This is a genomic window from Campylobacter sp. S4:11 (genome assembly GCF_024723695.1).
Lineage (GTDB): Bacteria > Campylobacterota > Campylobacteria > Campylobacterales > Campylobacteraceae > Campylobacter_D > Campylobacter_D jejuni_C.
Genome location: NZ_JANQDC010000024.1, coordinates 1 through 18,047 on the forward strand (window position 1 = coordinate 1; position 18,047 = coordinate 18,047).

The following is an 18,047-nucleotide window of genomic DNA, read 5'->3' on the forward strand; positions in this document are numbered from 1 at the left end:
AATTTATAAATACCCTAAAAATAGTAGTTTAAAAGAAAAAAATATTATAAAATTTTAACATATTTTTTTACTAAAGATATGCTTAGTAAACTGGTAATAAACACAAAAAAAATATAAAAATAAAAATATTTCTCATACATAAAATTAACGATAAAGGGTGTTAAAAAGCCTAAAATCGCATAAGAAATATTATAAGCAAAAGAAAGACCGCTTGATTTTAATTCTGTAGTAAAAATTTGGGTCATAAAAATAGGAGCAAAAGCTATAATACCTTGTGCAAAACAAGCAAGCAAATAAAACATTAAAAACCACTCATTATAAAAGCTAAAACTTATGCCAAAAATTCCAAAAAACAAAGTAAAAATCAAACAAATTCTAAAATGTCCTAAAAAATCTGCTAAATATCCTTGCACTAAACTTCCTAGTATGATCATCACTATGGCCAAATTTTGATATGTTAAAGCAGTAGTTTTACTTACTCCTAACAAGCTTTCAAAATATTGTGGCAATATCATTAAAGTAGCTACTCCGCTTGTTAAAACCACAGTAAGTAAAGCACATATTAGCATACTTTTTTTATGTGTTTTTAAAGCTTGTAAAAGTGGGAAATTTAAGATTTTTTCTTTTTCTTTTATATCTTTAAAAGCTGGTGTTTCATTAAGCTTTGTACGTAAAAATAAAGCTAAAATACCAAAAAATCCTCCTATAAAAAAAGGAATTCTCCAAGCAAAGCTTTCTACTTCTTCTTTATCAAAACTCATATATATACTTAAAGTCGCTAAATTTCCAAGTAATAAGCCTAAAGTCAAAGTCGCTGAAATAAAACCAAGTGCTAAGCCAAGTCTTTTTTTACTCACAAATTCACTCACAAAAATCCAAGCACTACTAACTTCAGCTCCTATTGCTAGTCCTTGAGCTATCCGTATAGTAAAAAGCATAAAAGTAGCAAAAAGTCCTATACTTTCATAAGTAGGTAAAAAGGCTAAAATAAAACTCGGTACGACCATTAAAAGCATGCTAATATAAAAAACATTCTTACGTCCTTTGATATCTGCAAAATGCGCTAAAACAACAGCTCCAAAAGGTCTAGCTAAATACCCTGCCCCAAAGGCTACATAGGTATAGATTAATGGCCAAAAATCATCATTTTGAGGAAAGAAAATTTTTGCAAAAACACTTGCAAAGAAGATAAATAAAACAAAATCATAAAATTCCAAAATACCACCTAAAGAAGCATAGATGGTATTTTTTAAAGCTTTTTGCATTATTAAATTTTGCCACCTTCGATTACTACATCATCGGCTTTTATATCATCGCTAAAAAATGGTTTTAAGGTTTCATCATAAGCTTTATGAAAAAATTGTTCATTTTGTAATTTCAAAATCAAATCATTGATAAAATTTAACATAGCTTTATCACCTTTTTTCACAGCAGGAGCTATAACATCATGATTTCCGAGTTCTTTAATTACTACTTCAAAATTTGGATTTTCTTTAGCCCAAGCAAAAAGCAATGCATTATCATGGCTTAACGCATCACCTCTTTTGCCGATTAAAGCTGCAAAAGTTTCTGTGTTTTGATCAAATTTAATAGTTTTAATTTCTGGCATATTTTTTGTAAAATATGCATCAGCTGTTGTGCCTTTATTTAAAATTAAAGTTTTGCTTTTTAAATCATCTATGGTTTTAATATCTGATCCTTTAGGAGCCACTACTCCAAGAGCAACTTTCATATAAGGTAATGCAAAATCAACCACAGCTTCTCTTTCTGGAGTTTTAGTAAAATTAGCTAATATCAAATCAACTTTGTTTGACTCTAAAAACTCTACTCTATTTGCTGCTTCAACAAGCACAAATTGTACTTTAGACTCATCCCCTAAAAGCTCTTTTGCAATACGTTTAGCAAAATACACATCATAACCTTGATTTTTCCCTTGCGCATCTAAATAACCAAATGGAGGTTTATCACCAAATACACCTATGCGGATTATACCTTGTTGTTTAACCTTCTCTATGGAATTTTCATTAGAACTTGAATTGGAACATGCACTAAAAAAAAGTGCAATTAAAAAAGACAAAAGAAAAAAATTTTTCATATTTTACCTTTAAAATAAAAATTTATTCTTTACCTTATAATATTTTTTTAAATATTTATATAATTTTTTATTTATTTTAATGAAAATCAAATAAATTGAGAAATTTTTTCGCACGAGAAGTTTTTGGATTTTCAAAGAATTCATCAGGCTTTGAAATTTCTACTATTTTTCCATCATCCATAAAAACTATTTTATCAGCAACTGCTCTTGCAAAACCCATTTCATGCGTAACTATAAGCATAGTCATACCATCTTTTGCTAAATTTAAAATCACATCTAAAACCTCACGCACGATTTCAGGATCAAGTGCTGCTGTAACTTCATCAAAAAGCATAATTTCAGGATTCATACAAAGGCTTCTAACTATAGCTATACGCTGTTTTTGCCCGCCACTTAACTCTTTAGGATAAGCTTTTAATTTATGCAAAAGTCCTACTCTATCAAGCCAGTATTTTGCTTCTTCTAAAACCTCTTCTTTTTTTCTTTTTTGCACCTTCAAAGGTCCTAAAAGTATATTTTGCTCCACATTTAAATGATCAAAAAGCTCATAAGATTGAAACACCATACCTATTTTTTGGCGAATTTGAGTCCATTTTTTATAATTTTTATCAATTTTCTCATCATCTACAAAAATAGCTCCATCAGCCATTTCTTCCAAGCCATTAATACATCTTAAAAGTGTAGATTTCCCACAACCACTTGGACCTAGTATAACCACTACTTCTTTTTGATTTACTTCTAAATTTATATCTTTTAAAACATGATGATCATCATAATATTTTTGTAAATTTTGTATTTTTAAAATACTCATATTAACTCCATTTTTTCTCTAAAAACTTTGAATATACCGACAAAGGATAACAAAGTATAAAATAAATCAATAAAATCAAACCATAAATCACAAAAGCCGCGTAAGAATTTTGAAATAAATTAAGTTCAATCACTTGTTGGCCTACTTTAATAAGCTCTATACCACCGATTAGATAAATCACTGAAGTACTTTTGATAATTCTTGTAAAAAGATTAATACTCATTGGTAATAATCTTCTTAAAGATAAAGGTATGATGATAAAAAGATAAACTTCAAATTTATTAAAGCCTAGTGAAAGTCCCGACTCATACTGGTGTTTTGGTATGCTTGCTAAAGACGATCTAACCAAATCCATCATCTCAAACACACCCCAAATACTAAAAACAATAATACTTGAACCCAAAGCACTTAAATGCCACCCAAACCATTTAGCTAAGCCAAAATGCACTATAAAAAGCCAAACAATCAAAGGCATAATACGCACAAATTCAAGCATAAAACGACAAAAAGCATAAAGGAATTTGTTTTTAGAATGCATTAAAATTCCAAAAAATACCCCTCCTATAAGTGAAATCAAAACACTAATTAATGAAAGTTCTAAAGTAACATTTAAACCTTGTGCTAGTCTAAAAAAGGTATCTTGATTTAAAATTTCAAACATAATTTAACCTTTTTTCTATACGGTTTAACACTAAAGATAAAGGTAAAATCAAAATCAAATAACAAAGCACCAAAGCAAATAACGCTTCATTGCTTTTATAATAAAGTCCTATAAGATCTTTAGCCACATATACTAAATCTGCTAAAGCAATAATACTTACTACAGAAGTTTCTTTGAGTAAAAAAATGATATTTGCGCTAATACTTGGCATAGCTATACCCAAAGCTTGAGGCATGATAACATAACGGAAATTTTGCCATTTGCTTAGACCCAAAGAAAGTCCTGATTCGTATTGTTGTTTTTTCACTGCTTCCATACCCGCTCTTAAGCTCTCAGCCATATAAGAACCACCTAAAAAACTAAGTCCTACCACAGCACAAGCAAAAGAACTAAGTTGAATTCCAAATTCAGGTAAAGCATAATATAAAAAGAAAAGTTGGATTAGCAAAGGTGTGTTTCTTGAAAATTCTATATAAATTTTACAAATTGTGTTTAAAAAGGAAAATTTAAAATAACTTACTCCCGCACAAAATAAACCTACTAAAAATGAAAAAAACACTCCATAAATAGCAAGTTTTAAAGTAAGCCAAGAAGCTTGTATAAACATAGGGCTAAACTTGATTAAAAAATCAAAATCCATAAAACCTTCCATACTTTAAATACAATATTGTAACAAATAAGACTTAAAAAGACTTAATTAAATTTTGCATTTTTTCTTTATTTAAAATTGCTATTTTACCTTTATTTGTGCAAATAAGCTCATTTTGTTTTAATTCTTTTAAAAAACGCGATAAAGATTCTGGGGGTAAATTTAAAATCACAGCGATTTCTTTTTGCTTTAAATTTTGTAGTTTTTCTTCATTTTCTAGCAAAAAGCTGACTAGTCTTGACTTTAAATCCAAAGATTTTTGTCTAATGAAATTTTCTAAAATTCGAATTTTACCGATTAAAGAAGTCAAAAGCAAAAAGCTAAATTCCCCATTTTCCAAGCATAATTTTTTAAATTCATTAAAATCAAAAACACAAATTTCACAATCTTGCTCACAAATTGCATTAGCTGGGTAATTAATACCCTCAAATACAGGCATTTCAGCTATAAAATTTACTGGAGTTAAAGTATGCAGTGTTAGTTCAAAACCTTTTGCATTCACCTTATATATACGCACTTTTCCACTTAGTAAAATGTAAATTTTATTTGCTTTTTCACCTTGAAAAAATAAAATATTCCCTTTATTAAAATGTTTTTTCTTGCCTTTAGAAATTAAAATTTCAAAGTGTTTATCCATTTTCTTTTTCCATATTTTTAATACTTTCTTTTGCTTTTAAAACTAGCTCTTCATCATCTGCAAAATCAAAAAATTTAAAATGATTTCCGTGTTGCACTTTACCATCTAGTAAGTCCCCACTTAACCTGTTTTTTAAATCAAGCTCAGCTATTTTAAACCCATCTAAAGTTTTAGCAAATTCAAGCAAACGACTTGGAATTTCTTTTTGCTTAGTATATAAATAACAAAAACTCTCAAGCCCTACTCTACCTACCCTACCGCGAAGCTGATGCAAGGTAGCAAGCCCAAGTCTTTCAGCTCCAACAACTACAATCACGCTTAGTCTTGGTAAAGAAATCCCCACTTCAACCACGGTCGTAGAAAGCAAAATCGTGCCTTTTTCTCTAAATTCTTGCAAAATTTGATCTTTATTTTTATCTTTTCCATGGGTTACATAGACATTTTTGTATTTGTTTATCCAATATCCTTGTGCTTGTTCTAATGATAAATAGTCTATATTTTCACTTTCATTTACCAAAGGATAAATGATGATTATTTGATGATTTTTAGCAAGTTCATCATCGATTTTTTTAAGCAAATATTTAAAATCCTTATCTTGTATACAAAAAGTTTTAATGTCTTTTTTAAAAGGCATTTGTTTGATAAAACTAAAATTTACAAGCTCACTTTGTATCATAGAAAGTGTTCTTGGTATAGGTGTAGCGGAAAATTGCACAATATGTGGAGTATATTGAGAGTTTTTGCTAAGCTCACTTATTTTTTGTCTTTGATTAGAACCAAAGCGGTGTTGCTCATCTATCATCACTAAAACTGCTTCAAATTCTTCTTGATGAATAAGTGCATGTGTACCTATGATAAAATGGGCTTGTTCTTTTAATTTTGCTAAATCTTTATCCTTTTTACCACCTTTTAAAAGCAATACATTAATAAAATCAGGTAAAAGTCTTTTTGCTTCATGATAAATTTGCTCTGCTAATATACTAGTTGGAGCCATTAAAATAGCTTTTTTAGGATATACAAGCAAACTTGCAGCAAGTATAACCAAAGTCTTGCCACAACCCACATCGCCCATCACCACACGCCTTTTAGCGACTTTATTTTGCAAATCTTTTTTAATATCTTCTATTGCTAAAAGCTGATCTTTTGTTGGGCTAAATTCTAAACCTTTAAGCCAAGAGCTTATATCGAAAAGTTCTATTTTATAAGCATTTTGTGATATTTTTTTGCCCTTTAAACGCCTTAGATGATTAAAAATTTCTATATATTTTAAATCTTTAACTATGGAGTTAAAATTTTCATAAAGAATCAAATCATCATAATTGTGTAAATTCAAAAGAAGATTAATGTATTTTTGTTCTAAATTTAATGCTTTTAAGTTAGCTTCATTGACATATTTTACGATAAGTTTTTTTATACTTTCATCTTTAATAGAGCTAATTTGGTATTTAGGGACTATTTGACCTATGTTTTTTACTATTTTTGGGTTTACAAACTGCCAAATTCCATTAAAAAAATTCATCTTTGCATGGATACAAATTAAAGCATTATGCTTAAAAATTTTAAAATGCCATTTATTAGGATGAAAAATCACTATATTTGCTTTTATACCCCATTCTAAACATTCACAAAGCATAAAAAGCTGAGAGTGATGATTTTGCGTGCTAATAATTTTTACATTTTGGGTGCAAAATGTATCTTTTGGAAACTTTGAAATTCTAAAATCATCAAATTTTTTAGGTAAAATCAAAGCCAAATCGATACAATTTTTAACCCCTAAAGCATGAAGTAGTTTTAAATCCTTTTCTTCAACTTTCATTTTCTATACTTGCAAAACTCACTTTGGTAATTTCACTATGTACTTTGATAAAGTCATTTAGCTCATCTAAGGTAGTGTTTTTGATCTTTTGCATTTCTTCTTTTAAATTTCCAAGTTTTAAACTATGCAAATACTCATTTAGCATTATATCTAGTCTTTTAGCCAAGCTTTCATACCTTAAGGGCATAGAACCTACTAAAAATTGCTTAGCTAGTTGAAATTCTTTTTCATTTACTCCATTTTGGACAAAATTTTCAAAAACTTCCTTAACTAAAGCTTTAGCCTCATTAGAGCTTTCATTTTTAGTTTGCAAATACCCAAAAACTCTACTATAATTTAAATTTACATCAAGCATAGCATATGCTGAATACGCCAAACCTCTTTTCACACGCACTTCTTCCATTAAACGCGAACCAAAACCACCTTGACCCAAGATAAACAAAGCAAGTTTAGCTAAATACATTTTCTCATCATCAATTTGCACATTAAATGGAGAGCAAAAGTATATATAAGCTTGTTCGGTACTTTTTTGCTCACTTACTTCTATACTCTCATCAATGAGTTTGTAACTTTTGTTTTGATTTGGAGTGTTTCTTTTTAAAATTTGGCAAATTTTTTCTGTTTTAACCTTCACTTCATCTTCTTTAATATCTCCACCAAAAACAAATAAAGCATTATCAAGCACTAAATTTTCATTCATAAAATCTTGTAATTCTTTTAAATTAATCTTTTCTATACTTTCTTTAGTTCCATCAAGGCCACTAGTAAAAATTTCATCTTTAAAAACATTCTTATTTAAAAGTCTTTTTGCTTGATAATCATAATCAGTATTTAAACTCGCAAGTTCACCTAAGGCTAAAGTTTTTAATCTTTGTAAGATTTTTTCTTCAAAACGCACATTTAAAAACAATTCTTGTAATTTTTCCAAAGCAAAATCAAAATGTTCTTTCAAGCACTTAATACTGATTTGAAAATGCTCAAAACTAGCCTTAGCATAAAGCTCTATAGCACGGTATTCTAAGCTTTTAAAAAACCCATCATTGCTTCCTTCATTTAAAATCCTAGCAAGCATACTTGCACAACCTCTATTATGTTTTTCTGCTATTTTTCCACTATTTTTAAAAATGAGTTTGAAAAATACTACAGGAAGCTCATTTTCATACTCATATATTATGTCTATTTTAGTATCATTGAAGTTTAAATTTAACATTAAAACCTTTCTAAAATATTATAAGCTGTGTCGCGTTTAGCAGGTAATTCCCCTATATCTTTGATAAGTTCTATCATTTGCTCTTGGTTCATTCTATATTTTGCACCCGCTGCGGCTACGACATTTTCTTCCATCATAGTTGAACCTAAGTCATTTGCACCAAATTTTAAAGCAAGTTGACCTATTAAAGAACCTTGCGTTACCCATGAGCTTTGCAAATTTTTAAAATTATCCAAATACAATCTTGCTAAAGCTAGTAATCTTAAATACCTATTAGAACTTTGTTTGATGATTTCAGGATGTTTTTTAATCAAAGGGGTGTTTTCGCTTTGAAATGACCATAAAATAAAAGCTCTAAAGCCATTTGTTTTATCTTGTAAATTTCTTAAATGATCAAAATGTTCGATAATTTCCTCATCATTCTCAACCGTACCAAACATCATTGTAGCAGTACTTTTCATACCTATATTATGCGCACTCTCATGCACCCTAAGCCAAGTAGCTGTGTCGCATTTATGTGGTGCGATGATATCTCTTACCCTATCGCTTAATACTTCAGCACCCGCTCCAGGTATAGAAAAAAGTCCTTTAGCTTGTAATCTTTCTAAAACCTCTTCTATAGAAATTTTAGAAACTCTTGCTATATAAGCTATCTCTACTGCTGAAAAACCATGCACAGTGATAGTTGGATAATTAGTTTTTATATAAGAAAGTAAATCTTCATACCATTCTATTTTAAGTTTTGGGTGTACTCCACCTTGAAATAAAATTTGCGTTCCACCTATAGCTTGTAATTCTTCTATTTTTTGTCCTATTTCTTCATATTTTAAAATATAAGAATCATCATCTTTTTCTTTTCTACAAAAAGCACAAAAATCACAATCAATACAACAAATATTCGTATAATTTATATTTCTATCTACCACAAAAGTAGTTATTTTTTCAGGATGAAGCTCTAATTTTCTCTCATATGCCATTGCACCTAGTTCGTATAAAGGTGCATTTTGGAGCAAATTTAACGCTTCTTTTTTGCTTAATCTACTCATTCTTAAACCTTTTTATAAAAAAGGATTATTATAACATTTAAATGTAAAATAATCTTAAAAACGCTATAATCAAGCCCTTTAATTTCATATATTCATAGGATACTCATGACTTATAGGTCTTTACTTAAAAATAATAAAACTTTTCGCCTTTTAGCAACAGTACAATTTATAAGTTATTTTGGTGCGTGGTTTTCTCAAGTAGGTGTTTTTACCCTTTTAACTAAAGAGCTCAGTGCACCTGCTAATATCATAGGTTTTTCAGCTATTTTTGTTTTTTTACCTTCTATTATACTTGCACCTATAAATGGGGTTATAGTAGATAGATTTAAACCTAAGAATTTATTGCTAACAATGATTAGCATTGAGATGATTTCTATTTTTATGCTAATTTTTGTAAATTCTTTAGCTATGCTTTGGTTTTTATACTTTTTAACCTTTGTGCGTATGGCGGTTGCAAGTATGTATTTTCAAACAGAAATGTCGGTTTTGCCTAAAATTTTAACCCCGCAAGAATTAAAACTAGGTAATGAACTTCATAGTATTATATGGGCTGTATCATATGCTTTAGGTATGGGTGCAGCAGGACTTTTTATAGATCTTTTTGGAGTAAAACCAGCTTTTATAGCTGATACTTTAATGCTATTTTGTGCCATGCTCATACTTAAAACTTTGATCTTGCCTAATGAAAAAAATACCACACAAAATAATCTTTTTATACTAATCAAAGAAGGTTTAGCTTATGTATTTAGCAATAAAAAAATCATTCATTTGATTTTACTTCATGGAGTTGTGGGGATAACTGCTTATGATGTTTTAATTACACTTTTAGCTGAATATGAATACGCAAAAGTTATTTCTATACCTCTAGCCATAGGGCTTTCTAATGCCATAAGAGCCATATCTTTACTCATAGGTCCTTATGTGCTTAGTCCTTATATTAATAAAAATACTTTAGTGTATTTATATCTAGCACAAGGTATAGGCATCATGCTTTGGGCTTGCTTGCAATTTAACTTTTATCTTGCCTTTATAGGCTTAGTAATGGCAGGTTTTTGTACTTCATCTTTATGGAGTTATACTTATACACTTTTACAAAATGATTGCGATAAAAGATACTATGGTAGAGTGATTGCCTATAATGATATGGTATATTTAACTTTTAGTGCAATTATTGCTTTTTCAACAGGGTATTTATTTGAATTTTATGGAGTAAAATTAAGCCATTTTACTTTTGGCTTAGGAGTATGTTTTATCTTTGCGGCGATTTATTGGTGGTGGTTTAATAAAAAATATAATTAATCCACCTTAGAATAATAAACCCCACCCGCTGAAAAATTCTTATCAAAATAAGCTGTCTCAGGTACAAGATCTGACTTACCAGGGTAAATTCTACCCTCTCTATTTAAGATTTTGTAAAAACGCTCCATAAGTCTTATTTTAAAATCTTGATCAAAATATATCATCATATTTCTTGAAAAAATCACATCAAATTTTCCAAGCTTAAACAAAGAATCATCAAAAACATTGCAAAGCTCAAAACGACATCTGCAAGCTAAAGTTTCTTTTTTTAGATGATACATTCTATCTTTTATATCAAAATAACGCGTCTTTTGCATAGTATTTAATCTAGCTACTGAACGTTCTGAATATATCATTTCATTACATTTATCTATCATTTTTTTATTAATATCTATACCAACTATATTCATACCTTTGATAAAATTCTCACTTGCTAAAATAGCTAAAGAATACACTTCCTCACCACTTGAGCATGGAGCACAAAGTACATTTACAGGTCGATCAAGAGATTTGATATAAAAAATAACATCTTTTAATTGCTCTAATTCTCTAAAAAAATAAGTCTCACAAACTGTGATAAAATCCATAGTTTCTTGTTTTAAATTTCTTTGAAACTGCACTTTTTCATTTAATTCACTAAGACTATTTAAACCTAATTCTTGTAAAAATTTAGGAAGCTTTATAAGCAAAATATCTTTTTTTGTATTTAGATTATTACCACTTATTTGCTCTACTATTTTTACAAAATCATGCATTTCGTTTTCTGTAATTTTTATCATCTTTTTTTCCTACGATTTAATAAAATTTGTTATTTCTTTTTTAAGCTCTATTAAGCTCATAGGTTTTAAATTAGGATTAACATCTCTGGCTTTTTTTGGCATTCCATATACTATAGAATCTGCTTCGTTTTCGCATAAACATCTTACACCAACCTTATAAAGTTCAAATAAAGACTTAGCACCATCATCACCCATTCCTGTCATAATCAAAGCTAAAATTTTATGATATTTACAAAGCTCTACAGCAGAATAAAACAACACATCAACCCCTGGATTAAAACTGCTTGTTTCTTCTGTTATATTTAAAGTCAAGGCATTATTTCCATTTAAAACCATATTTCTTTGACAAATGTAAATTTTATTTTTCAAAACTTCCTTATCACTTGGTATAATCACCTCGCTTAATGCTTCTTTGTTAAACTGATTTACAAAAGAAGGAATAAATGCAGGATTCATATGCTGAGCAATTACTACTGCACAATCTTTCAATTCCACATCGTTTAGTAAAAATTTTAGTTGCCCTGGACCACCTGTTGAAGAACCAATTAATATAAGCTTCATTTTTTACCTTAAATAATTATTGTTATTATATCAAATAAATATTTGAAACATAAAAAATAATTGTATATAAGAAAGAAAAATTTTAATTAAATATGATAAAATTAATACTTTAAATTTCAAAAATGACAAAGTGAATGTTAAATGTTAAGAGAAAAAATTTATATTGCAAGTGATCATGCTGGTTTTATTTTAAAACAAGAAATTGTTAAATTTTTACAAGATAAAAATATAAGCTTTGAAGACTTAGGCCCTTTTAGTGAGGATCGCTGTGATTATCCTGATTATGCGCATTTATTAAGCTCTAAAATAAACGAAAAAAGTTTTGGAATTTTAGTATGTGGATCAGGTATTGGTATGAGCATAGCAGCAAATCGTCATAAAAATATACGCTGTGCTTTGTGTAATGAATCTTTAAGTGCTAAGCTTTCAAGAGAACATAATGACGCAAATGTTTTAGCCTTAGGAGCTAGATTAATAGGAGCTGATATGGCTTTTGAAATTATCTCAAATTTTATCAACACTTCTTTTAGTGGTGGAAGACATTGCACAAGAATTAGTAAAATAGAGGAAAGATTATGATCTTAAGTTGGCTTGTATTAACTGTATTAATTTGTGTTAGTATTTATATGACTATTATGCTACTTTATTATAAAACCCTACTCCATAAAGAAAAAGTAGCGAAAGAATTTATAAAAAATAACCTTGATGATACTGAAATTGTTATTAGAAAATTACAAGTGCAACTTCAAAGAAGTTTAGGAAATATAGATATTTTAACTGAAGAATTAAACAAAAGTAAAGCAGACTTAACTTCTCTTAGAACAAGAAATTCACAATATCGTATTGAAAATGAAAAACTTAGACAAAGAATTAAAGAATTAGAAGCAAAAATAGAGGCATTATTATGATGAAAGAACAAGATAAAAAATATTTATTAGATAGCATTAGAGCTATTAAGGATTTTCCAAAAGAAGGGATTATTTTTAGAGATATTACAACTTTATTAAATAATAAAGAAGCATTTGCATTTTTAATGGATCATTTAGTTGAAAAATATCAAAACACAAAGCTTGATTATATTGTTGGTATAGAAAGTAGAGGTTTTATTTTTGGAGCTGCCTTAAGCGCTAGATTAAGACTTCCTTTTGTGCCTATTAGAAAACCTGGAAAGCTACCTTCAAAATGCTTACAAGAATCTTATAGCTTAGAATATGGCAGTGATACTATAGAAATTCATATTGATGCTTTTAACAATCAAGAAGCAAATGTTTTACTTATAGACGATCTTTTAGCTACAGGTGGCACAGCTATCGCTGCTGTTAAACTCATAGAAAAACTCAATGCAAAATGTATAGAAGCTTGTTTTTTACTAGAGTTAAAAGATCTATATGGAGCTAAAGAATTAGCTAAATTAACTTCTGTTTATAGTGTCTTAGAGGTATAAAATGGAAGAATTTTTAAAGCAACTTTTATATGATTATAAAAACTGGGCTTACATCATCGTGTTTTTATGGTGTATACTTGAGGGAGAACTTGCGCTTATTTTAGCAGGTATTTTTGCACATGAAGGCCATGTAAATTTAGGACTTATTATTTTCATAGCGGGCTTAGGTGGCTTTGTAGGTGATCAAATATACTTTTATATAGGAAGATATAATAAAAAATACATTCAGAAAAAACTTCGCACCCAAAGACGTAAATTTGCCATAGCACATTTACTTTTACAGCGTTTTGGTTGGCCAATTATTTTCATACAAAGATATATGTATGGCTTTAGAACTATTATACCTATGAGTATAGGATTAACGCGTTATAGTGCTAAAAAATTTGCTTTTATTAATCTCATTAGTGCTTGGGCTTGGGCTGCTATAACCATCTTACTTGCATGGTTTTTTGGAAAAGAAATTTGGCTTGCAGTAGAATGGGCTGGTGATCATTGGTATTTTGCAGTGCCAATTATTGCTGGCTTTTTACTTGCTTTGTTTTTAGGTATGAAACAAATAGAAAAATCTATACTTAGAAAAAGGACACATAAATGAATTTTAATTTCATAGAAGAAAATATCAGCTCTATAAATGCTGATTTTGAAATCATTTTAATACAAGATAAAAAGATAGAAAAATACACTCAAAGTCAAGAACTTTTTAAACTCTCAAACTATAAAGGTGAAGGAATTTGTATAGATATGCAAAATAAAATTCTTTACAATGAGCTTAAAAGTTTGGAATATGAAGATATAAGACTTGCTTTTGCAAACGCTTACAAGGCTTTAAAAAAACTTGAAATTCAAAGCGTTAAAACAAAAAGCATTGTAGGAAAATGTGTAGTAAATAGTTTTAATGCCATGATTCAAGGATTTACTTTTGGCGCTTATGAATTTAACAAATATAAAAAAGAAAAAACACCGAGCAAGTTAGAGAATATTTTCATCTCAAAAGATGAAATCAATGACAAAACATACAACCTAGAAGAAGCTTGTATAGGTATAAACTATGGTCAGGTTTTTTCCAATGCTTGTGATTTTGCAAAAAATATTGTTAATGAAATTCCTCAAATTTACACTCCAGCTAAAATGGCTGAAGATGCACTCAATCTAAGCCAGAATGACCGTAAAATTTCATGTAAAATTTATGAAAGTGATTTCTTAGAGCAAGAAAAAATGCAAGCATTTTTAGCAGTAAATCGCGCTTCAATCCATCCTCCAAAGCTCATTCATCTTTCTTATAAACCACAAAATCCAAAAATGAAAGTAGTTTTTGTAGGTAAAGGGCTAACTTATGATAGTGGTGGACTTAGTCTAAAACCTGCTGATTATATGCTTACAATGAAATCAGACAAAAGCGGTGGTGCAGCTGCAATGGCTATCATCAAAGGTGCAAGTGAGTTAAACCTTGATATAGAAGTACATTCTATCATCGGCGCAACTGAAAATATGATAGGTGGAAATGCCTATAAACCTGATGATGTACTTCTTTCAAGAGAAGGTGTGAGTATAGAGGTTAGAAATACCGACGCTGAGGGAAGGTTAGTTTTAGCTGATTGTCTTTCACTTGCTCAAGATCTAAAGCCTGATTTATTAATAGATCTTGCTACTTTAACTGGGGCTTGCGTGGTAGGACTTGGAGAATATACAAGTGCTATTATGGGAAATAATGAAGATTTACAAAATGATTTTTTCAAAGTAAGTAAAAAAAGCGGGGATTTAGCTACTATTTTACATTTTAACCCTCACTTAAAAGAACTTATAAAATCAAATATAGCAGATGTTAGCAACACCTCTTCAAGTCGCTATGGTGGGGCTATTACTGCAGGGTTATTTTTAAATTCTTTCATTAGAGAAGAATACAAAGACAAATGGTTACATTTAGACATCGCAGGGCCAGCTTACTTGGAAAAAGCTTGGGGTTATCACAGCTTTGGTGCAAGTGGAGCAGGTGTTAGAATGTGCCTTTCATATTTACTTTATCTCTCAAGGAAACAAAAATGAGTTTATCAGTTGGTATAGTAGGACTTCCAAATGTTGGAAAATCTACCACTTTTAACGCACTAACAAGAGCACAAAATGCTGAAAGTGCAAATTATCCATTTTGCACCATAGAACCAAATAAAGCAGTGGTGCCAGTGCCTGATCATCGCTTAAAAGAACTAGCAAAGATTGTCAATCCACAAAAAATCATACGCTCAAATATTGAATTTGTTGATATAGCAGGTTTAGTAGCAGGAGCTAGCAAAGGCGAGGGTTTGGGTAATAAATTTTTATCTAATATACGCGAAACAGAGATGATTTTACACATCGTTCGTTGCTTTGATGATGAAAATATCACCCATGTTGCAGGTAGTGTCGATCCTGTGCGTGATGTGCAAATCATAGAAACAGAGCTTATACTAGCAGACATAGAACAACTTAGTAAAAAAATAGAAAAACTCACTAAAGGTGCAAAAGCTAACGAAAAAGGTGCAAAAGAAAGCTTAGCTTTAGCTAATGAGCTTTTAGAGCATTTAAATCAAAATAATAGTGCAAGCTCATTCCCAAATAAAAACGAAGTCTATCATGCTCTTATAAAAGAATTAAGATTACTTTCTGCTAAAGAAGTGATATATGGAGCAAATGTAGATGAAAACTCACTTTTAGAAGATAATGAATTTGTGAAAAATCTTAAAGAATTTGCCGCAAAATCAGGTCATGAAGTAATCAAACTTTGCTCTAAAATTGAAGAAGAAATGATAGCTTTAAGTGATGAGGAAAATTATGAATTTTTAAAATCTCTAGGGGTAGAAAGTAGCGGACTTGAAGTAGTTATACGTACAGCATTTTCAAAGCTTAATCTAATTAGCTATTTTACCGCAGGTCAAGTAGAAGTTAGATCATGGACTATACAAAGAGGTTGGAAAGCGCCAAAAGCAGCAAGTGTAATCCACAATGACTTTGAAAAAGGCTTTATTAAAGCTGAAGTGATTTCTTATGAGGATTATATTGCTTGCAAAGGCGAAAGTGGTGCTAAAGAAGCAGGAAAACTACGCCTTGAAGGGAAAGATTATATCGTGCAAGATGGTGATGTAATGCATTTTAGATTCAATGTTTGATAAATATATCAAACATTGATTTGTTTTTTAATCAAACTTTGCAATTTATTCTTAGTATCATCTTCATTAGAAAAAGTAAGCAATTTTGCTTTAGGCCAAAAATAACTTTTAGGATTTTCAAATTTACCCCAACGCCAATCAAATCTAGGTGCTAAAAGCACTATTGTAGGTATATCTAAAGCTAAGGCTAAATGTGCAATAGCACTATCTATACTTATCATACAATCAATGTCTTTTAAATTATTTAAAGTATCATTCCAGTTTTTTAGTTTTACTCCCCTATTTTCAATTTCTTGAGGTAGATTAATATTATTTATTCCCTCTACTTGAAAAGAAATAATCTCACAACATAAATCCTTTAATGCATTATACAAAAATGCAAAATCTACATTTCTCAACAAATCCGTATTTACTGCATTTGGAGTAAACCAAAAAATTCCTATTTTTTTAATTTTATTATTTGGTTTTTCTAAAGCAACAATAGGTGTTCTTAGTTTAGAAATTTCATCTAATTTAATATCGCAAAGCAAAGGTAAAGAACAAATTGGCATAGCATAATCAAATTCGCTCGGAAAATCTTTTAAAATTTTCAAATTAGAAAAAATTTTATTTTGTTTATTAAACTCTTTGAGTTGATTTTTAAACATTTCATACATAGCACTTTGTGGAGCAAACAAAACCTTAGAAGCAATTTGACAGAGTTTTTCCAAACACCTAGCATACATAATAGTATCACCAAAGCCTTGCTCACAAAATACTAAAATTTCTTTATCTTTAAAAGCCTGTATCCCATCTTTATTAAAGGCTTGTATGGTTTTATTGTAATGATAAGGTGAAAAAGTTTCATTATGGGCATAAAAAAGCCTACTTTCATACACCCTTTTACCTTCTTCAAAATTATCACTTTCTCCCATACGCATTAGCAAATACGCTAAGTCAAACTGATAAGTTGCATGTGGATGCAAGCTTAAAGCTTTTTGATATGCATTATAAGCATATTGATAATCAGCGCTTAACTCCAATGCTTTTGCATAGTTTTGCCAAAATTGAGCATTATTTTGATTATACTCACACAAACTCGTAAATAACTCTAATGATTCTTGCAATCTTAAAAGTTTAAAAAGCAAATATGCTTTTTGTGGTAAAATTTGTGTATTTAAAAACTCGTAAATTTTAACCACAGTTAAATTTTCTTGAGTTTTTCCTTGTAGTCTATCTTGCAGATTAATACTATTTGTAAAATTTTTTTCTATCAACTCTCCGCTTTCTAATTTTGCTATCACAATTTGTGCAAAATCATATAGTTCATTATGCGCTTCAAGTGCCTTTTGAAAATTTGTCTTAAAATAAAGTTCAACATAACTTTTCCATAAATCAAGATTATATAAATCTTTTTCTAATGCAATTTTATATAATCTCTCTGCCTCTTCTAAGCGTCCTATGCTTTGATAAGCAAAAGCAAGTTCCAAACCAAGCTCATCTTTTAAAAAATCACTTCTTTGTAAAAGCTCCTCAAATAATCTAACGCCATCGTTAAAATTTCCATTAGATAAAAGTGCTTTTGCAAGCATTAAACCATTAAAACTTGTAGGATATAGATTGAAAATTTGTCTTGCATAATGCAATGTTTTTACATAATCACCAATTTTATAAGAAGCTATCATGGCGTATTCTAAAGCATTTTTAGGATCTTGCTCTAAATATGATTCGCTATACTCTAAACATTTATGGTAGTTATTATTATGATAATGATATATTATTTTATCTAGCATTATTTCCTCTATAGTTTTTGTGTTATTATATCTTAATTTACCTCCCCAGAGTTTGCTTAATCCACACCAAGCTTAAATATTATTTTAAGCTTGATGCAATAGAGTTTGCTTAATAAGGAGTCTTGTA

19 protein-coding genes are annotated in these 18,047 nt (G+C 29.5%); 7 read left to right on the forward strand and 12 right to left on the reverse strand.

The features are described from left to right. Positions 1 to 44 precede the first annotated feature (44 nt). The 9 genes from CAMP5053_RS07280 to CAMP5053_RS07320 all read right to left on the reverse strand — a co-directional run bounded on the left by CAMP5053_RS07280 (position 45) and on the right by CAMP5053_RS07320 (position 8,925). Positions 45 to 1,265: an MFS transporter gene (locus tag CAMP5053_RS07280; RefSeq protein ID WP_337217570.1), complete on the reverse strand. Its 1,221-nt coding sequence runs from the start codon at positions 1,263 to 1,265 to the stop codon at positions 45 to 47. Positions 1,266 to 1,267: 2 nt separating this feature from the next. Further along, on the reverse strand, positions 1,268 to 2,095 hold the full coding sequence (locus CAMP5053_RS07285) for a cysteine ABC transporter substrate-binding protein (protein ID WP_214100725.1): 828 nt from the start codon (positions 2,093 to 2,095) through the stop codon (positions 1,268 to 1,270). A 76-nt stretch (positions 2,096 to 2,171) separates the two neighbouring features. After that, complete coding sequence (locus CAMP5053_RS07290) at positions 2,172 to 2,906, reverse strand: amino acid ABC transporter ATP-binding protein (RefSeq protein ID WP_087700937.1); 735 nt, start codon at positions 2,904 to 2,906, stop codon at positions 2,172 to 2,174. A 1-nt stretch (position 2,907) separates the two neighbouring features. Continuing rightward, positions 2,908 to 3,567 carry an amino acid ABC transporter permease gene (locus CAMP5053_RS07295; RefSeq protein ID WP_087700938.1) on the reverse strand — a complete coding sequence of 220 codons (660 nt, stop codon included), beginning with the start codon at positions 3,565 to 3,567 and terminating at the stop codon, positions 2,908 to 2,910. After that, positions 3,560 to 4,207, reverse strand: a complete 648-nt coding sequence (locus CAMP5053_RS07300) for an amino acid ABC transporter permease (protein ID WP_087700939.1) — start codon at positions 4,205 to 4,207, stop codon at positions 3,560 to 3,562. The genes CAMP5053_RS07295 and CAMP5053_RS07300 overlap by 8 nt, the downstream gene beginning before the upstream one ends. Before the next feature lie 43 nt (positions 4,208 to 4,250). Next, entirely contained in the window at positions 4,251 to 4,853 is a 603-nt protein-coding gene (locus tag CAMP5053_RS07305; protein WP_257396904.1) for a Crp/Fnr family transcriptional regulator, read from the reverse strand. Beyond that, positions 4,846 to 6,669 carry an ATP-dependent DNA helicase RecG gene (recG, locus tag CAMP5053_RS07310; RefSeq protein ID WP_337217571.1) on the reverse strand — a complete coding sequence of 608 codons (1,824 nt, stop codon included), beginning with the start codon at positions 6,667 to 6,669 and terminating at the stop codon, positions 4,846 to 4,848. Before recG ends, CAMP5053_RS07305 begins: the two co-directional genes overlap by 8 nt. Then, positions 6,659 to 7,879 carry a M16 family metallopeptidase gene (locus CAMP5053_RS07315; protein WP_337217572.1) on the reverse strand — a complete coding sequence of 407 codons (1,221 nt, stop codon included), beginning with the start codon at positions 7,877 to 7,879 and terminating at the stop codon, positions 6,659 to 6,661. The genes recG and CAMP5053_RS07315 overlap by 11 nt, the downstream gene beginning before the upstream one ends. Then, positions 7,879 to 8,925 (reverse strand): dehypoxanthine futalosine cyclase, encoded by a 1,047-nt coding sequence (locus tag CAMP5053_RS07320; RefSeq protein ID WP_087700943.1) that lies wholly within the window; start codon positions 8,923 to 8,925, stop codon positions 7,879 to 7,881. The genes CAMP5053_RS07315 and CAMP5053_RS07320 overlap by 1 nt, the downstream gene beginning before the upstream one ends. Before the next feature lie 105 nt (positions 8,926 to 9,030). Between CAMP5053_RS07320 and CAMP5053_RS07325 the strand changes: the two genes are divergently transcribed. Further along, positions 9,031 to 10,224 (forward strand): MFS transporter, encoded by a 1,194-nt coding sequence (locus tag CAMP5053_RS07325; RefSeq protein ID WP_087700944.1) that lies wholly within the window; start codon positions 9,031 to 9,033, stop codon positions 10,222 to 10,224. On the opposite strand, the gene CAMP5053_RS07330 is transcribed toward CAMP5053_RS07325, so the two are convergent. Together CAMP5053_RS07330 and CAMP5053_RS07335 are read right to left on the reverse strand one after the other, a co-directional pair. Further along, complete coding sequence (locus CAMP5053_RS07330; protein ID WP_087700945.1) at positions 10,221 to 11,003, reverse strand: CheR family methyltransferase; 783 nt, start codon at positions 11,001 to 11,003, stop codon at positions 10,221 to 10,223. The two genes, CAMP5053_RS07325 and CAMP5053_RS07330, sit on opposite strands and share 4 nt — an antisense overlap. 9 nt (positions 11,004 to 11,012) lie before the next feature. Then, on the reverse strand, positions 11,013 to 11,564 hold the full coding sequence (locus CAMP5053_RS07335; protein WP_087700946.1) for a CheB methylesterase domain-containing protein: 552 nt from the start codon (positions 11,562 to 11,564) through the stop codon (positions 11,013 to 11,015). 141 nt (positions 11,565 to 11,705) lie between these two features. On the opposite strand from CAMP5053_RS07335, the gene rpiB reads away from it, so the two are divergent. Genes rpiB through ychF form a run of 6 tightly spaced genes read left to right on the forward strand, consistent with a single transcriptional unit; the run spans position 11,706 to position 16,148 of the window. Next, positions 11,706 to 12,143: a ribose 5-phosphate isomerase B gene (gene rpiB, locus CAMP5053_RS07340; protein ID WP_087700947.1), complete on the forward strand. Its 438-nt coding sequence runs from the start codon at positions 11,706 to 11,708 to the stop codon at positions 12,141 to 12,143. After that, positions 12,140 to 12,472 (forward strand): hypothetical protein, encoded by a 333-nt coding sequence (locus CAMP5053_RS07345; protein WP_039618138.1) that lies wholly within the window; start codon positions 12,140 to 12,142, stop codon positions 12,470 to 12,472. The genes rpiB and CAMP5053_RS07345 overlap by 4 nt, the downstream gene beginning before the upstream one ends. Next, positions 12,472 to 13,008 carry an adenine phosphoribosyltransferase gene (gene apt / locus CAMP5053_RS07350; RefSeq protein ID WP_192866657.1) on the forward strand — a complete coding sequence of 179 codons (537 nt, stop codon included), beginning with the start codon at positions 12,472 to 12,474 and terminating at the stop codon, positions 13,006 to 13,008. The genes CAMP5053_RS07345 and apt overlap by 1 nt, the downstream gene beginning before the upstream one ends. A 1-nt stretch (position 13,009) precedes the next feature. Next, on the forward strand, positions 13,010 to 13,603 hold the full coding sequence (locus CAMP5053_RS07355; RefSeq protein ID WP_039618134.1) for a DedA family protein: 594 nt from the start codon (positions 13,010 to 13,012) through the stop codon (positions 13,601 to 13,603). Beyond that, entirely contained in the window at positions 13,600 to 15,051 is a 1,452-nt protein-coding gene (locus CAMP5053_RS07360) for a leucyl aminopeptidase (RefSeq protein ID WP_087700949.1), read from the forward strand. Before CAMP5053_RS07355 ends, CAMP5053_RS07360 begins: the two co-directional genes overlap by 4 nt. Continuing rightward, positions 15,048 to 16,148, forward strand: a complete 1,101-nt coding sequence (gene ychF / locus CAMP5053_RS07365) for a redox-regulated ATPase YchF (protein WP_214100731.1) — start codon at positions 15,048 to 15,050, stop codon at positions 16,146 to 16,148. The genes CAMP5053_RS07360 and ychF overlap by 4 nt, the downstream gene beginning before the upstream one ends. An 8-nt stretch (positions 16,149 to 16,156) precedes the next feature. Here ychF and CAMP5053_RS07370 read toward each other — a convergent pair whose 3' ends face one another. Beyond that, positions 16,157 to 17,920, reverse strand: coding sequence for a tetratricopeptide repeat protein (locus tag CAMP5053_RS07370; RefSeq protein WP_337217573.1), 1,764 nt, complete (start codon positions 17,918 to 17,920; stop codon positions 16,157 to 16,159). Positions 17,921 to 18,047: the final 127 nt, after the last annotated feature.

Bases quoted from the DNA above. Each gene is read 5' to 3' on its own strand.
- CAMP5053_RS07280 (WP_337217570.1), bottom strand. From the start codon at position 1,265: ATGCAAAAAGCTTTAAAAAATACCATCTATGCTTCTTTAGGTGGTATT.
- CAMP5053_RS07285 (WP_214100725.1), bottom strand. From the start codon at position 2,095: ATGAAAAATTTTTTTCTTTTGTCTTTTTTAATTGCACTTTTTTTTAGT.
- CAMP5053_RS07290 (WP_087700937.1), bottom strand. From the start codon at position 2,906: ATGAGTATTTTAAAAATACAAAATTTACAAAAATATTATGATGATCAT.
- CAMP5053_RS07295 (WP_087700938.1), bottom strand. From the start codon at position 3,567: ATGTTTGAAATTTTAAATCAAGATACCTTTTTTAGACTAGCACAAGGT.
- CAMP5053_RS07300 (WP_087700939.1), bottom strand. From the start codon at position 4,207: ATGGATTTTGATTTTTTAATCAAGTTTAGCCCTATGTTTATACAAGCT.
- CAMP5053_RS07305 (WP_257396904.1), bottom strand. From the start codon at position 4,853: ATGGATAAACACTTTGAAATTTTAATTTCTAAAGGCAAGAAAAAACAT.
- recG (WP_337217571.1), bottom strand. From the start codon at position 6,669: ATGAAAGTTGAAGAAAAGGATTTAAAACTACTTCATGCTTTAGGGGTT.
- CAMP5053_RS07315 (WP_337217572.1), bottom strand. From the start codon at position 7,879: ATGTTAAATTTAAACTTCAATGATACTAAAATAGACATAATATATGAG.
- CAMP5053_RS07320 (WP_087700943.1), bottom strand. From the start codon at position 8,925: ATGAGTAGATTAAGCAAAAAAGAAGCGTTAAATTTGCTCCAAAATGCA.
- CAMP5053_RS07325 (WP_087700944.1), top strand. From the start codon at position 9,031: ATGACTTATAGGTCTTTACTTAAAAATAATAAAACTTTTCGCCTTTTA.
- CAMP5053_RS07330 (WP_087700945.1), bottom strand. From the start codon at position 11,003: ATGATAAAAATTACAGAAAACGAAATGCATGATTTTGTAAAAATAGTA.
- CAMP5053_RS07335 (WP_087700946.1), bottom strand. From the start codon at position 11,564: ATGAAGCTTATATTAATTGGTTCTTCAACAGGTGGTCCAGGGCAACTA.
- rpiB (WP_087700947.1), top strand. From the start codon at position 11,706: ATGTTAAGAGAAAAAATTTATATTGCAAGTGATCATGCTGGTTTTATT.
- CAMP5053_RS07345 (WP_039618138.1), top strand. From the start codon at position 12,140: ATGATCTTAAGTTGGCTTGTATTAACTGTATTAATTTGTGTTAGTATT.
- apt (WP_192866657.1), top strand. From the start codon at position 12,472: ATGAAAGAACAAGATAAAAAATATTTATTAGATAGCATTAGAGCTATT.
- CAMP5053_RS07355 (WP_039618134.1), top strand. From the start codon at position 13,010: ATGGAAGAATTTTTAAAGCAACTTTTATATGATTATAAAAACTGGGCT.
- CAMP5053_RS07360 (WP_087700949.1), top strand. From the start codon at position 13,600: ATGAATTTTAATTTCATAGAAGAAAATATCAGCTCTATAAATGCTGAT.
- ychF (WP_214100731.1), top strand. From the start codon at position 15,048: ATGAGTTTATCAGTTGGTATAGTAGGACTTCCAAATGTTGGAAAATCT.
- CAMP5053_RS07370 (WP_337217573.1), bottom strand. From the start codon at position 17,920: ATGCTAGATAAAATAATATATCATTATCATAATAATAACTACCATAAA.